We start from the raw sequence: 13,959 nt of genomic DNA on the forward strand, positions 1-13,959 counted from the left end.
TAGGGCTGCCCTATGGCACAATCCCGGCATGCCTCCGTCCGCCGCCGTCGCGATCACCCTCAACCAGTTGCGCGCCTTCCTCGCCTCCGCACGGCTGGGCACGTTCTCCGCCGCCGCGGCCGAGCTGCGGACGAGCCAGCCCTCGGTGTCGGAGCTGATCAGACGCATGGAGGAGCACTACGGGGTGCCCCTGTTCACCCGCGGCCCGCGCCGGCTGGTGCTGACCGCCGCGGGTCAGGAACTCCTGCCCTACGCCCAGCAGGCCACCGAAGCGGCCGACGGCGCCGACCGCGCCCTGCGCTCCCTGACCTCCCTCGACGGCGGCGTCGCCACCTTCGGTCTGCTGCGCAACGCCGACTACTACTTCCTGTCCGAACTGCTGGAGACCTTTCACGCCCGCCACCCCAGGGTGCGGCTGCGGATCGTCGGCCTGAACTCCGTCGAGGTCGCGGAAGCCGTCACCGCCGGCGACCTGGAGGCGGGGCTCGTCGTGCTGCCCATCGATGCCGAGGGGCTCGACGTCACCCCCCTCATGCGGGACGAGGTCGTCTACACCTCAGCCGATCCCGACCGCACCGCACGGCCCGTCACCATGGCCGACCTCGCCAAGGCGAACCTCATCCTCTACGACGCCCACTACGGCTGGCGGGACCCCACCCGCCGCCAGCTCGCCGAACGGGCCCAGGTGGAGGGCGTCGCCCTCTCCGCGGCCATCGAGGTCGAGCACGTCGAATCCGCGCTGCACATCGTGGCCCGGGGAGCCGGCGACACGGTCGTCTCCCGCGCGGTCTCCCGCAGCCGCACCTTCCCCGACACCCTCCACACCGTCGGCTTCGCGGAGCCCCTCTACGACACGATCGCGGTGGTCCGCAGACAGGGCTCGGTACTGTCACCGGCGACCCGGGAGATCACCCGCCTGGCCCGGCGGATGCTGCTGGCGCACTGAGGTCTGTCCCGGGGCGTGCGCCCGTCAGCGCACGGGTGGGCGCACGTGGCGGAGGGCGACTTCGCAGCAGTGGTCGCCGGCACCTCCGCCTACGGCCACGACATCACCCGGACCGTGCGGGAGGACGGCGGAACCACGACGCCCGTGCGTGAATCCCTGCTCCGCGCACCGAAGTACCCCGACCCGGAGGCCGATCAGGGCGTCCACGTCCTGCACACCGTCCTCGGTGTCACCGGTGGAGTCGTCGACGCCGCATCCACCGGATACCGCACGAACCCGCCGACGCGAACCCTGAACGATGCCCAGCAGGGCGTGGAGCCTGTCGTGACGGTCTCCGCGGCCTCCGGCGCCCGACGGCTCTGGCTCCTCGGGTGGGGGTGATGCTCCCTCCCACGCCGGCCGGAGCACTCCTACCGTCGACCTCATGACCAGTCATTCCCACACCGCGGACGCGGTCCGCACCCGTCCACGGTCCACGGCGGAGGAGGCCGTGGTCCCGGGCCGGGCCGCGGCCGATGGCCGCCCCCTCTCCGGCACGGTCGCCCTGGTGACCGGAGCCAGCAGCGGAATCGGTGAGGGCACCGCGCTCACGCTGGCCGCCCTCGGCGCCCGCGTGACCGTCGTGGCCCGCCGCGCGGACCGCCTCCACGCACTCGTCGAGGTGATCGAAGGCGCCGGTGGCCAGGCCCTGGCCGTGGGTGCCGACCTCACCCGCGAAGAGCAGGCCCACGCGGCCGTCGCCCGCGCCGTCGACACCTACGGCCGCCTCGACACCGTCGTGGCCAACGCCGGTGTCATGATCCTCGGACCGATCACGGACGCCGACACCACCGACTGGCGCCGGATGATCGAACTCAACACCCTCGGACTCATGTACACCGCCCACGCGGCCGCTCCCCACCTGCTCGAGGCCGCGGCCGGCGGCCCGCGCGGAGTCGGCGACATCGTCCTGGTCAGCAGCACCGCGGGCCGAATGGTCCGCGGCGGCGGCGGTGTCTACAACGCGAGCAAGTACGCGGTGACCGCCTTCGGCGAAGCCTTCCGCAAGGAGGTCACCCAGCGCCACCTGCGCGTTTCGCTCGTCGAACCCGGTGCGGTGGAGACCGAACTGCCCCTCCAGAACCGCCCCGACGTCCGGGACCGCATGTACGAGCGTTACACCACGATGGAGTGCCTGCGTCCCACGGACGTGGCGGACACCATCGCCTTCATCGTCACCAGGCCGCGCCACGTCGCGGTGAACGAGATCCTGGTCCGGCCGACGGAGCAGCAGGAATGACGGGCGCGACGCCGCGGCGGCGGCTCGGCCGGCGTGGGTGCACCACACCCACGCCCGGGGAGCCGGTCCGCATTACTGTCGTCAGGGTGGACAGCGAGAACAAGCTCGGTGAATACCTCCGGGCCCGACGCGCACTGGTCCGGCCGCGGAACGTCGGTCTGCCCGACGACGGTCCCCGGCGGGTGCCGGGGCTCCGGCGTGACGAGGTGGCCCTGCTCGCCGGGGTGAGCACGGACTACTACATCCGGCTGGAGCAGGGCCGGGAACGGCACCCCTCCGACCAGGTGCTGCGGTCGATCGCCGGCGCCCTGCGACTGGACGACGACGCCGCCGCGCATCTGTTCCGGCTCGGCCTGCCGGTGTTCGGGACGAGGGCGGCCGCGTCGCCGACCGTCGCCCCGGAGCTGGTCCGGCTGATGGACGGCATGCCGGACGTGCCGGCCTTCCTGGTCGGCGCGGCGCAGGACATCCTGGGCGCGAACGCGATGGCGCGCGAGCTGTACCGCGGATTCGCCCGGTACGACAACTTGCTGCGCATGATCTTCCTGGACCCGTACGCGAAGTCCTTCTACGGTGACTGGGACGCCGCGGCGCGTCTTGCGGTGAGCAATCTGCGGGCGTCGTCCTCGCAATTCCCCGCGGACGGGCGCATCGAGCGGGTCGTCGGTGAACTGACCCTGCACAGCCCGGCGTTCTCGAACCTGTGGGCCCGCTACGAGGTGCGTCCGCGGACCCGGGAGCAGAAGCACTTCGTGCACCCGCGCGTAGGGGAACTGCGGTTGCACTTCGAGACCTTCGCCGTCGCCAGCGCCCCCGGACAGCATCTGTCCGTCTACAGCGCCGAACCCGGCAGTGCCGGCCACGACAGCCTGGTCCTCCTGCGCCGGCTGGCCGACCAGGCGGCCACCGATGCGGCGGACACCGGCGAGAACGTGACTCCGGAGACTAGGTGACACACGATCATGAACACCTTTCTCGCCGACAGCGTGGGCACCTGCGAGATCGCCGGGAAGAAGATCGCTCGCCCGGGCTTCGGCGCCATGCGGCTTACCGGACTCGGCATCCGGGGCGAGCCCGGGGACCGCGCCGAGTGCGGAACCGGCCGAACTCGACGCGGCCGCGTAGCCGGCGCTCCGTCACCGAGGGCCGGTGGGCGACAGCCACGGACACGCCGACCTTTTCGAAAGAACCAAGCAACCGTGATACCTCCCTACGAAGCCGGCCCGGGCCGGCCGCACGACCTGCCGCCCTCCTCCTGTCCGCGGAGCGCGTGGGACAGGGAGGGCGGCGCTGGAGGCCGGCGACAACGAAGCCGCCGTGCGGGCCGGGGCCGAGGCCTGGACCTCGCCGAAGGCATCGGACGACGTCCGCGCGCAGACGGCCGTCATGATGCGCGGCCAACTGGTCGCACGCACCGCCCATGGCGACGCGACCAGGAGCCCTCCGTCGCCGTGTTCGGTGCGCCGGAGACCGAGGAAGTGAGGAACGGCATCGTTCGCTGCACCGACCTCACCCCCTCCCGGCTCCGTGGTGTCCCTTTCACCTACTGAGCCCGCTGCACGACGTCGACGTGCTCGGTCAGGGGATGACCAACGTCGCGTGCAGGTCAATGTCCGCCGTCGATCGGCCGGCTTCAACCAGCTGTTCGGCAGCAAGGCCGAGGTGTTCGCCGACGCGAACACGCACTGCCGCACGACCTGCGGACGCGCGCCGGAACCGCTGACCGATGCGTCGCCGGATCCGTGGGAAGCCGTCGGGCCGACCCTGAGCCGGTCGATCGCGATGCGGGCCAACAAGCGACACCCGCCCGGCTGCACGATGGTTCCGGCCGCCCCGATCTCGGACTGCGACGACCCGGCCCACCGGAGGGAGGCCGAGCGCCGGGACATCACTTGCTCCCGCGTACTCGACAGGGTCCGGCAGGCGGTCGCGGAAGGCGCGCCGCCGTCGGGAACGGACGCGGAAGCCATGGCCGGTCTCGTCCACGAATTCCTCATGAGCATCTCCGCCCAGGCACGCGACGGCGTGCCCGCCGACACGATGCAACGTTCCGCCGACGCCCTTCTGCCCCTCCGGGAGACGCAGGCCGAGACGGTCGTTGCCGAGAACAAGGCCAAGCAATGACTTCTTCGTCACGTACGTCCGCCCGGACCTGGGTGGGCGTGGTCACACTCCTGGCCGGCACGCTGCTGCCGCCACTCGACTTCTTCGTCGTCAACCTCGCCATCCCCTCGATTCAGGACGACCTCGGCGGCGGCGACATCCTGGGCCGGCAGATCGTGGCCAGTTACGCCGCCACCTATGCCGTGATGCTTATTCTCGGTGGCCGTCTGGGCGATCTGTACGGGCGGCGACGAGTCTTTCTCATCGGCCTCGTAGGGTTCGCCCTCGCCTCGCTCCTGTGCGGTGCGGTCGGCGAGCCCTGGCTGCTGGTCGTCGGACGCGTCCTGCAAGGTCTCACCGCCGCGCTGATGGCGCCGCAGTCGCTGGCCCTCATCCGCGCGAGCCTCGACGGCCGGGACCAGACGATCGCCCTCGGCTTCCACGGCGCGACCATCGGACTCGCCGCGGTCATCGGCCAGTCGCTGGGCGGACTCCTCGTCACCGCCGACCTCTGGGGCCTGGGCTGGCGGACGATCTTCTTCATCAACCTGCCCGTCGCGGCCCTGGGCCTGGTGGGCAGTCTGTTCCTGCACGACCCGCACACCCGAGGCGCGGAGAGGCTCGACGCGGTCGGCGCCGTCCTGCTCTTCACCGGGCTTGCCGGAATCGTCATCCCGTTGCTCGAGTGGCAGGCCCTGGGCCGGCCGTGGTGGTGCTTCGTCCTGTTCGTCGTCGCGGCCGGCGTGCTGCACAGGTTCTGGCGCTACGAGGCCGCCTTCGACGGCGACGGCGACCGCTCTCGCGGACGACATGTCATGCCTTTGGTGCCGCCCCGGGCCGTGACCGCGCCGGGCGTGCGGATCTCCCTGGCGGCGGTCGCCCTGTTCTACTCGATCGCCGCGTTCTTCCTCGTCTTCTCCGAGCACGAGCAGGCCGTCGGCCGTACGCCGCTCGAGGCGAGCCTGGACATCCTGCCGCTGGGCATCGGCTTCCTGGTGGGGCCGCTGACCGTGCCGCACCTCATGCGGGTCATGCCGCGCCGGATCGCCGCTCTCGGCCTGTGCCTGGAGACCATCGGCTTCCTCGCCTTCGCCGGACTCGTCGCCGCGTTCGACCGGACCCCGTGGGCCGCCGCACCCCTGGCGCTCATCGGCTTCGGGCAGGGGCTCGCCCTGCCTTCACTGATCCGGATCACGGTGACGCACATTCCACGCGCTTTCGCCGGCCTGGCCAGCGGTCTGGTCAACGCGACCCTTCAGATCAGCGCCGCCCTGTCGGTCGCGATCATCGGTGGCATCTTCTACGCGGCCGCCGACGCGTACGGGTCGGCGCACGCCATCACCTCGGTGTCGATCCTCATCGCCGTGCTGCTGTGCGTCTCCTCGCTGCTGTCACTGCGGGCCGAACGCGTCCCCTCCCTGGAAACCCCGTCGAAGATCGTCGACGCCCACGATCCCGGGACGCCGGGAACCAAGGAAGGAGAGGCGCTCTCTTCCGTGCGAGAGCGGTAGGTGCGGTCTTCGCACGGGAGGCGCAGGGACCACGCGCTGTGGAACGCCGGACGGGCGCTGCCGGGGCCCGCCGCGTCACGCCCGGTGGCGACGGCACGCGCGGAGCCGGACGGCCAGATGCGGGACCACGAACCTCCCCCTCCCGTGTCCGCCTGCGGAGTGAGCATGCGCTTCCCGGATCTGCTCGAGCGAGCAGGTCTTACCGACTCGAGGTGTACAGAGGCCCTGACGGCCCAGTGCCGCGGCTTGGACGAGAAGACGGAAGTCGTTGCGCGCGTTGGCCGGATGCGCACCGAGGCGCGCCGCGTCGGCGTCGTCCGCGACAGTCGGCACACGGGTCGGATCGCCACGACGGTACTACCTCCGAGGGAACACACCTCCAGACCGGCGAGCGCGGTGACTGATGCCAGACCGGCGCCGGCGGCCTGCCCGTCGGTCCATTCGGCAGGTGCGGAGGCCCAGGCCGAGAGTACGGCCGGCCCAGCCGTCGCTCCGGTGACACCGCCCAGTCCGAAGACACGATTACCGATGCTCACGCCCCGTACGCCGTTACCGATCCCGTCCACCACACCGACGGCCTCGCGACCGGGGATCGCGGGCATGGCCAGTGAGAGGAAGTCGCGGGCGGCGCCGCTGCGCACCTTCCGGTCGGCGGGGTTGACGCCGGCCGCGATCACCGGACACGGATCTCGCCGGCCCCGGGCCGGGGGTCCGGTGCTTCCTCGATGACGAGGTGCTCAACGCCGCCGCACTCGTGAGAGCGCGCTGCGCGCATGATGCCCCGCCTCGCCTGCACGAGGGCTCGGCGAGCCCGATGACCATCACGCTCGGGATCGACTCACGTCACGTCAGGTGCGCGTCGGCGCGCTCGAGGAGGCGCTGAAGACGCGCCGAGTGCGCAACCACGGGCCTGGTCGGCGAAGGGGAGTAAACGCTGGGCCAGGCCCGTGCAGCGGGGACGGGGCTTGTCTGCGCACACCTCATGTCCATACCGAACGTTCTCCATCGTAGTGTGTCGTCAACAGGTCACGCGAGAGGCGGAGCGATGAAGATGAAGACGATCGGCCTGATCGGTGGAATGAGCTGGGAGTCGACAGCGGAGTACTACCGGATCCTGAACGAGCGCACGCGCGACCGGCTCGGCGGCCTCCACTCGGCTCGATGCGTCGTCTACTCCGTGGACTTCGCGGAGATCGAGCGGTTGCAGGTCCAGGGGCGTTGGGCGGAAGCCGGCACGGTCCTGGCCGAGGCCGCGAGGTCCCTGGAGGCAGCCGGTGCCGATCTGTTGCTCATCTGCACCAACACCATGCACAAGGTCGCCGACGTGGTCGCTGCTGCGGTCTCCGTTCCGCTGCTCCACCTCGCCGACGCCACCGCGGACGCCGTGCGGGCTTCGGGCCTGCGGCGGGTCGGCCTGCTGGGCACGGCGTTCACGATGGAGCAGGACTTCTATCGGGGCCGACTCGAACAGGCCGGCCTCGACGTCCGGATCCCGGAGCGGGACGGACGGGCGCTGGTGCACCGAGTGATCTATGAGGAACTCTGCGTCGGCGTCGTGCGGGACGACTCGCGCGCCGCCTTTCAACGGGTCATCAAGGACCTGGTTGCCCACGGAGCGGAAGGCGTCATTCTCGGCTGCACCGAGATCGAGCTTCTCATCGGCCCCCAGGACAGCCCCGTGCCGATCTTTCCCACAGCGCGGCTGCACGCCGAGGCGGCCGTGGCCGACGCTCTGTCAGAGCGCTCTCCGTCGGCGGCGCGAGCCCGCAGCGGACCGCGGCGCCGGTAGGAGCACACCGCGACGGCCCGGGAGCCTGGCCGCACTCGGGCCGATCACGGTCGGCCGGTGGCCGGGTCGTGCCGTCCGTATGGTTCGGTCGGCGGTCGGCGGTCGGCGGTCGGCGGTCGGCGGTCGGCGGTCGGCGGTCGGCGGTCGGCCCACCGGCCCACCGGCCCGGACGTGCACGTCCGGCTCACGTGCGTCGGCCCCCACGACTCGGTCGACGCTTCCTCCGGCGACGCGGTCCGGGGCACCCGGCCTCCGCGGGATCGTCAGTTCCGCGGTCCGGGCAGGTAGTCGGTGACGTAGGACGGCAGCCCGGAACACCCGGTTCCGCTGCCTTCCAGGTCGGTGCCCGCAGAGCGCGACGACGGAGGTGAGGGACCGGCCCACTGCGAGGGACCTTCGACCCCGTCCGCGGAACGTCGCGCGCGAGGCCCTGGCGGTGCTGCGGTCCAGCGGACACGTCGAGACGCGTCCGGTGGCGCACGCTACGTGGTCGTGCCCTCGCCGGTCGAGGACCGTGCCGGCGGCAGCGCACCTCGTCGAGCCGAAGCGCTGCGGCCGCTTCGGGCACATCGAGCAACCGGCCGAGTTCACCGCCGCCCTTTCCCTCTCCTCCTCCCAGGGCACGGACACAACCGTCGGGAACCTGAACCGACAGGGGCGCCCGCGGCTGTGCGCGGGAGCCCCGGCGCCGGGACGCCGGTCCCGCCGCGACGGCGACCGGCTGCCCGGATCGGAGCACGCCGTACGAACCCGCGGTCGCACACGAGGCGGTCGAGAACGGCACCGCGGTGCGGGACAGAACGTTCAGTATTGACAGAGGATTCACCGAGGGCCTGTAATGGGTGAGACTGAACGTTCTCCCCTAGTGTGTGTCGCTCACTGTGGTGCGCGCGCCGCCGCGCGCTTGGCGGAAGGGGGCGGACGGGCTCCGGCCGCTGTGTCCGGAGGATTTCCGCACGAAGGAGTTTCCAGTGAGCGCCGGTGTGCCCCACGCCCGCATCGACACCAGCAAGCCCCGTCCCGCACGCGTCTATGACTGGCTGCTGGGTGGGAAGGACAACCACTCCGCGGACCAGGAGGTGGGCCTGGAACTGCCCGAGGAGACCCGCGGCAATGCGGCCCGGAACCGGGCGTTCATGCACCGTGCCGTGGCCTGGCTGGCGAGAAACGGTGTCGACCAGTTCCTCGACATCGGCTCCGGCATCCCCACCGAGCCCAACCTGCACCAGATCGTTCAGGCGATCGTGCCCACCGCCCGAGTCGTCTACGTGGACAGCGACCCGAGCGTCCTGCCGCACGCGGATGCGTTGTTGACCAGCACGCCGGAGGGGTTCACCGACTTCCTCCACGCGGATGCGCGCCGGCCTGCGACCGTCCTGGAACTCGCCGGCGAGAGGCTCGACTTCGCACGCCCCATCGCGTTGTCCCTGCTGGCCATGCTGCACTTCCTGCCCGATGACGAGGATCCGTACAACATGGTGCGCACTCTGGTGGGAGAACTCCCCGCGGGCAGCTACCTGGTCCTCTCGCACGGCACGGCCGACCAGCACCCCGAGTGGAAGGGGAAGATCGAGGCCGCGTACGAGAAGGGCTCGATCCCGCTGCGGTTGCGCAGTCGCAGCGAGGTCGAGCCGTTCTTCGACGGGCTCGACCTCGTAGCGCCGGGCCTGGTCAACGCCACCGAGTGGTACCGGGAGGGGCCGGCGCCGGCTCCCGGGCGAAGCGGCTTCCATGTCGGCGTCGCCAGAGTGCCCTGACCGGTCAAGGGTGCCCGGGCCCTCACGCCGCGGCGGCGCGCCTCCCTCCCGCTCACCCGTCAATGGGTCCGGGGGAGGGGGCCGAGCCGTTGTCGAGAGGGCGGCACTCCCCATACCGCCACCGCGAAGGGGCACTCCGCGGCCTTCCTCTCCCGATCCGGCCTCTTGACGTATCGACCCGCGGGACCGAAGAATTCAGGCCACTGCCTGACAACGTTGTCCGAGTGAGAGGTGCCGTACGTGCTGCCGAGAACCCCGATGGACCGCCGTCGCTTCGTCCAACTCCTCGGCGTCACGAGCGCGCTCGCCTCACTCCCGCTCACCCTCGGCAGCGGCGCGGCCCTGGCCCAAGGGCAAGGACATGAGCAGAGCCGCACCGGATCGGATCCGGTGGCTGACACGTATCACCGCGTCCTGCTGAACCACACCCGTTGGACGGAAACCCAGTGGGACGCGGTCCGCGGCTACTACACGGACAAGGACTTCAGCTTCGCCGTCGTGCTCGGTCATGCCGTCCTGCTCACACACGGCAGCTACGACGACGACCGGGCGGGGACCGACAAGCAGGTCCTCAAGGACCGCACCATAGCGACCATCAAGCACTTCGCCGCGTCCAACAGGCTGACGGGCGGCACCCAATGGGGCCGGACACTGTTCTTCGACACCACCTTCCAGCTGTACTTCGTACTCGCCGCGCGGCTGCTGTGGGACGACCTCGACGCGACCACGCGCGCCCATGTGGACACCATCGCCCGTGAACAGGCCGCCCACACCACCGCGTTGGGCACGGGCAACGACCCCGCCTCGGGCAGCTGGACCCCGCACGGTCTGCTCGGCGGCCACGAAGGGGACACCAAACTCGAGGAGATGGGCGTCTACGCGCAGTCCCTGGCCCCGGGACTGGCCTGGGCCGCGGACGACCCCAGGCACGGTGACTGGGCCGAAGCCTTCGGCACGTGGTCGCGCAACGAGACCGGACTGCCCCCGGCGGACCTGGCGAACCCGGCGCGTGTGGACGGGGTTCCCGTCTCCGACAACACCGCCCGCAACCTGTACGACACCTTCATCGTCGAGAACCACGGCTCGTTCGGACCGCACTACCAGGAAGAACTGTGGCGCACCTCGGGTCGTAACGCCGCCCACTTCATCGTCGCGGGACGGACGATGCCAGAGGTGTTCACCCACCAGCCGAACGCCGACCAGCTGTGGAGCACCCTCCTCGGCGTGATGAGCGACGCCGGTGAGCCGCTGATGCCCATGGTCAACGACCGTGAGCACCTCTACGGCCGTGACGTCATCCCGCTCGTGTTCCTCGCCCAGGTGCTGGGGGACAGGGCGGCCGCCCGGGCGGAAGTCGCGCTGGCGGAGCGACTGGAGGCGTACCAGAGCTACCCGCCCGAGTTCAGGATCGCGAAGTTCTCGGGCGAGCCGAAGTACGAGCCGGAGGCGCGCGCGGAGCTCGCCATCAGCTACCTCCTGCATCTGTGGGCGAACGATCAGGGCCGCACGGTCCGCCCCCTCTCCTCGGACGAGCTGTTCGAGCGCGCTGCGGGGGTCACCGACTTCGGCCCCGGACCCGGCCTGGTGTCGCACCAGACGGCTGCGGCATGGGCGGGCGCCGTCACCAAGCCCGGCTTCGTGAAGTACGCCTGGCAACCGGGCCACGACGACTGGCTGTTCAAGCTCAGCGGGTCCACGGCGATGTTCCTGCCGGCGACTTCCCTGAAGGCGACGGAACGCCGGGTACAGACCTACCGCAGGATCCGGGACGGGTTCGACGGCAGCGCCACGATGCTCCGGGTGGGGGCCGGGTACGCGGGATTCACCACGCTTCCCACGGGTGCCGTCGTGTACGCGACGTCGGGCGTCGCGGCGGGGGAGGGGCACCTGGAGATCCACAACCTGACCATGCCGGGCGTGCCCGGCCTGACCGGGGCGCGGACCTACCGCTTCGCCGAGGGAAGCGCCACCGTCGCCTCCTCCGACTCCCGACCGGCCACGCCGGCCGCGCGCGTCGACGAGGTGACGTTCGAGCGCACCGAGGTACGGCATGTGCGCATGCTCGGTGTGCGGCCCGACCCGGCCTACGGATACTCGCTCTTCGCCTTCGAAACGCGCGACGGGGCGGACGGCACCGATCTGGCCCGGACCGGCACGGCCACCGCCTCCTCCTACGACACCGGCAAGGAGCCGGCGCTGGCGGTGGACGGCAGCCCGACCACCCGGTGGGCGGTGTCACGGGCGGACCGACCCCGAGCCGACAGCTGGCTCGCCGTCGACCTGGGGGCTTCGCACGCGGTGGACCGGGTCACCCTGCGCTGGGAGGCCGCCGCCGGTCGCGCCTACACGGTGCAGGGGTCGGCGGACGGAGTCCAGTGGGAGGACCTCGCCTCCTGGCCGGTGCCCGACGTCACCAGCCGGGGCGGCTGGCTGGACATCGACGGCCGCGCGGGCCTGGTGGTACGGGGTTCGGACTCCCGCCTGACGGTCCACCAGGACGAGATCATCCTGGCCGACGGCCCGGCCGCGCCCCTCGTGGTCGAGGGACTCCCCGGCGCCTCACCCCGTACGCTGCGCGAGCGGGCCGCGGCACCCGCGCCACGCGCGGACGCCGAAGCCGTCCGTGCGACTCTCACCGACAGCCACCTCAGCCTGTTCAACCTGTCGGACGAGCCCGTCACCACGCGTGTCGACGTACCGCAGAGCGGGAGCGGGAGGCTGCTCTTCGAGGGACGGCAGACCCTCACCGAGGGTGGCACCGCCTACGAGGCCGAACTCGACGCGGCCGAAGCCCGGCTGCTGCCCCCGCGATTGACCCTGCGCCCCCTCGACGGCCGTAGTCTGCCGACGGGTCTGCGGGCGCGGGTGCGCGACGGCGCGTCGGTCGAACTCACGGGACCGGCCTGCCGCGTGCGGGTGAGCGCCCAGGGGCGCAGCGAGGTGGCGGTGGTCCGCGCGGGCCGCCCCACGACGGTCACCGTGCGGCGGGCGACTGCCTACCCCCTGCGCGACCTGGCACTGGGCCGCACGGTGTTTCCCACCAGCCCGCTGCCGCCGGGCATGTCGGACCCCTCCGCCGCCGTCGACGGCGATCCGGCGACGGCGTGGGCGCCCGGTCCCAACGGCCGCCTGGTCGTCGACCTCGGCGCCGATGCCCGTGTCCGCGACATCCGCACGGACTGGACGAACGGCCATGTCCCGGGACTGCGCGCCGAGTTCAGCAACGACGGCCTCACCTACACCCCGGCCGGCCGGCTCACGGGCCGCGGCCGCACCCGCCACCTCGGCACGGACATCACCGCCCGCTACGTGGCCCTGGCGACCGACGCGGCGGACGGGAGCGGCGCCCGTCTGGTCCACCTCTCCCTGCGGTGACGGCGGGCCGGTGGCAGGCCGATCGCTCCCCCCGCGACGCCGTGTGGTTCTTTCATCCACTGACACCAGGTCCCGCAGTCTCGCCGTCCGGGACCAGGTCACCGACGCCGGCCGGCCCACCGCGGCCCGAACACGGGCCCGGGCCGCGGCCCACCACGCCCCGACGCTCGCTCGGACAGCCAGGTATGCGACAACGTGACGGTGCCGTGCGACGGTCTACCGAAGGCCGGTGGCCTCGCGAGCTCGCCGGAGGGCTGCGCCGGCCTCCGGTCCGCCTGCCACGTGCACCGACAGTCCCGGCAGGAACGGCAGCGCCGCCCAGTGGGTGATGTGGTCCTCACCCGGTCCGCCCGGGGGGTAGCGGATGATGCCGTCGGAGTCCACGAAGCAGTCGTGGTAGTGGCTGTCGTCGTCGGACCGGTGCTGGAAGGTCGTCGGGATGTACAGGTCGTGGAACACCATGGGCCTGACCAGCCAGTAGTGTTCACCTGCGACGGAACGGTCATGGAAGTCGTGTGGCCAGGTGCCGAACGTCGCGGCCGCAACAGGTTCCCCGGGGTGAGGCAGCCTCACTCGTGCGTCGACCCATTCCACATTCACCTGCATGTTCGGTGTCCTCCGGACCGCTCGGTTCCTGACTGTCGCGTGTCGCTGTTCCGCTCCGGCGCGTCCGCCGGGGGAGGGACCCGATCAGACTCGTCCTCTGAGACGTCTCGACATCCGGCAGGGTTGCCTGTCCTCTTCCGGCGCGCGGGGAGCGGGGGCGCGGGCCGTCCGGCTCCGGCGGTGGGCGAACGGTGCCGGCACCTTTCCGGGTGAGCGAACGTGAGGCCGTACCCGGGTGATCCACCGGACGAGCAGCGGATGCGGCCGAGGTGAGCCGGGGGGAGGGAGCGCTGCCCACCTCGAGCGGCTGCCGGCCGGCACCGCGGCCCGGACTCCTCCCTGTCCACGGCGCGGTCACGGTGTGCCGCTCAGCGCGGGACATGCCCTGGACGTGCCGCTCAGCGCCGGACTTTCCCTGAACCGGCGACAACCGCACGCGCAGCGGCCCCCTCCGGCGGCCCACGCCCGCCTTGGCCGCCGCGCCTTCGACGGCGACGGGACACCACAGCCCGCGCTCCCCGCGTCCTGGTCTGAACGCCCCGCCACCGGCGGGGCGTCAACGGGGCCGTATGCTGCGCCAGTCCGTGAACCGC

10 protein-coding genes and 1 pseudogene are annotated in these 13,959 nt (G+C 71.6%); 9 read left to right on the forward strand and 2 right to left on the reverse strand.

Annotated elements, in window-relative coordinates; genetic code table 11:
• The first annotated feature begins 28 nt into the window (after positions 1 to 28).
• The 6 genes from QFZ64_RS34880 (at position 29) to QFZ64_RS34905 (ending at position 5,839) form a co-directional block, all read left to right on the forward strand.
• Positions 29 to 946 carry a LysR family transcriptional regulator gene (locus tag QFZ64_RS34880; protein ID WP_307071496.1) on the forward strand — a complete coding sequence of 306 codons (918 nt, stop codon included), beginning with the start codon at positions 29 to 31 and terminating at the stop codon, positions 944 to 946.
• A gap of 45 nt (positions 947 to 991) precedes the next feature.
• Positions 992 to 1,327: a hypothetical protein gene (locus QFZ64_RS34885; RefSeq protein ID WP_307071497.1), complete on the forward strand. Its 336-nt coding sequence runs from the start codon at positions 992 to 994 to the stop codon at positions 1,325 to 1,327.
• Positions 1,328 to 1,370: 43 nt separating this feature from the next.
• Positions 1,371 to 2,225 (forward strand): SDR family NAD(P)-dependent oxidoreductase, encoded by an 855-nt coding sequence (locus QFZ64_RS34890; protein ID WP_307071498.1) that lies wholly within the window; start codon positions 1,371 to 1,373, stop codon positions 2,223 to 2,225.
• Positions 2,226 to 2,311: 86 nt separating this feature from the next.
• Positions 2,312 to 3,178 carry a helix-turn-helix domain-containing protein gene (locus tag QFZ64_RS34895; protein WP_307071499.1) on the forward strand — a complete coding sequence of 289 codons (867 nt, stop codon included), beginning with the start codon at positions 2,312 to 2,314 and terminating at the stop codon, positions 3,176 to 3,178.
• Positions 3,179 to 3,824: 646 nt separating this feature from the next.
• On the forward strand, positions 3,825 to 4,349 hold the full coding sequence (locus QFZ64_RS34900; RefSeq protein ID WP_307071500.1) for a hypothetical protein: 525 nt from the start codon (positions 3,825 to 3,827) through the stop codon (positions 4,347 to 4,349).
• The gene (locus QFZ64_RS34905; protein ID WP_307071501.1) at positions 4,346 to 5,839 is read left to right on the forward strand and encodes an MFS transporter; all 1,494 of its coding nucleotides are present in this window, start codon (positions 4,346 to 4,348) and stop codon (positions 5,837 to 5,839) included. Before QFZ64_RS34900 ends, QFZ64_RS34905 begins: the two co-directional genes overlap by 4 nt.
• Before the next feature lie 75 nt (positions 5,840 to 5,914).
• Here the strand turns inward: QFZ64_RS34905 and QFZ64_RS34910 are convergent.
• Positions 5,915 to 6,614, reverse strand: a pseudogene (locus QFZ64_RS34910) (alcohol dehydrogenase catalytic domain-containing protein).
• Positions 6,615 to 6,890: 276 nt separating this feature from the next.
• Between QFZ64_RS34910 and QFZ64_RS34915 the strand changes: the two are divergent.
• The 3 genes from QFZ64_RS34915 (at position 6,891) to QFZ64_RS34925 (ending at position 12,760) form a co-directional block, all read left to right on the forward strand.
• Entirely contained in the window at positions 6,891 to 7,628 is a 738-nt protein-coding gene (locus tag QFZ64_RS34915; protein ID WP_307071974.1) for an aspartate/glutamate racemase family protein, read from the forward strand.
• A gap of 971 nt (positions 7,629 to 8,599) precedes the next feature.
• On the forward strand, positions 8,600 to 9,385 hold the full coding sequence (locus QFZ64_RS34920; RefSeq protein ID WP_307071502.1) for an SAM-dependent methyltransferase: 786 nt from the start codon (positions 8,600 to 8,602) through the stop codon (positions 9,383 to 9,385).
• Between the two features lie 258 nt (positions 9,386 to 9,643).
• Positions 9,644 to 12,760: a discoidin domain-containing protein gene (locus tag QFZ64_RS34925; protein ID WP_373430792.1), complete on the forward strand. Its 3,117-nt coding sequence runs from the start codon at positions 9,644 to 9,646 to the stop codon at positions 12,758 to 12,760.
• A gap of 216 nt (positions 12,761 to 12,976) precedes the next feature.
• On the opposite strand, the gene QFZ64_RS34930 is transcribed toward QFZ64_RS34925, so the two are convergent.
• Positions 12,977 to 13,366 (reverse strand): AQJ64_40280 family protein, encoded by a 390-nt coding sequence (locus QFZ64_RS34930; RefSeq protein WP_307071504.1) that lies wholly within the window; start codon positions 13,364 to 13,366, stop codon positions 12,977 to 12,979.
• Between the last annotated feature and the right edge of the window lie 593 nt (positions 13,367 to 13,959).

It is taken from the genome of Streptomyces sp. B3I8, assembly GCF_030816915.1.
Taxonomy (GTDB): domain Bacteria; phylum Actinomycetota; class Actinomycetes; order Streptomycetales; family Streptomycetaceae; genus Streptomyces.

Bases quoted from the DNA above. Each gene is read 5' to 3' on its own strand.
- QFZ64_RS34915 (WP_307071974.1), top strand. From the start codon at position 6,891: ATGAAGACGATCGGCCTGATCGGTGGAATGAGCTGGGAGTCGACAGCG.
- QFZ64_RS34890 (WP_307071498.1), top strand. From the start codon at position 1,371: ATGACCAGTCATTCCCACACCGCGGACGCGGTCCGCACCCGTCCACGG.
- QFZ64_RS34925 (WP_373430792.1), top strand. From the start codon at position 9,644: ATGGACCGCCGTCGCTTCGTCCAACTCCTCGGCGTCACGAGCGCGCTC.
- QFZ64_RS34930 (WP_307071504.1), bottom strand. From the start codon at position 13,366: ATGCAGGTGAATGTGGAATGGGTCGACGCACGAGTGAGGCTGCCTCAC.
- QFZ64_RS34905 (WP_307071501.1), top strand. From the start codon at position 4,346: ATGACTTCTTCGTCACGTACGTCCGCCCGGACCTGGGTGGGCGTGGTC.
- QFZ64_RS34880 (WP_307071496.1), top strand. From the start codon at position 29: ATGCCTCCGTCCGCCGCCGTCGCGATCACCCTCAACCAGTTGCGCGCC.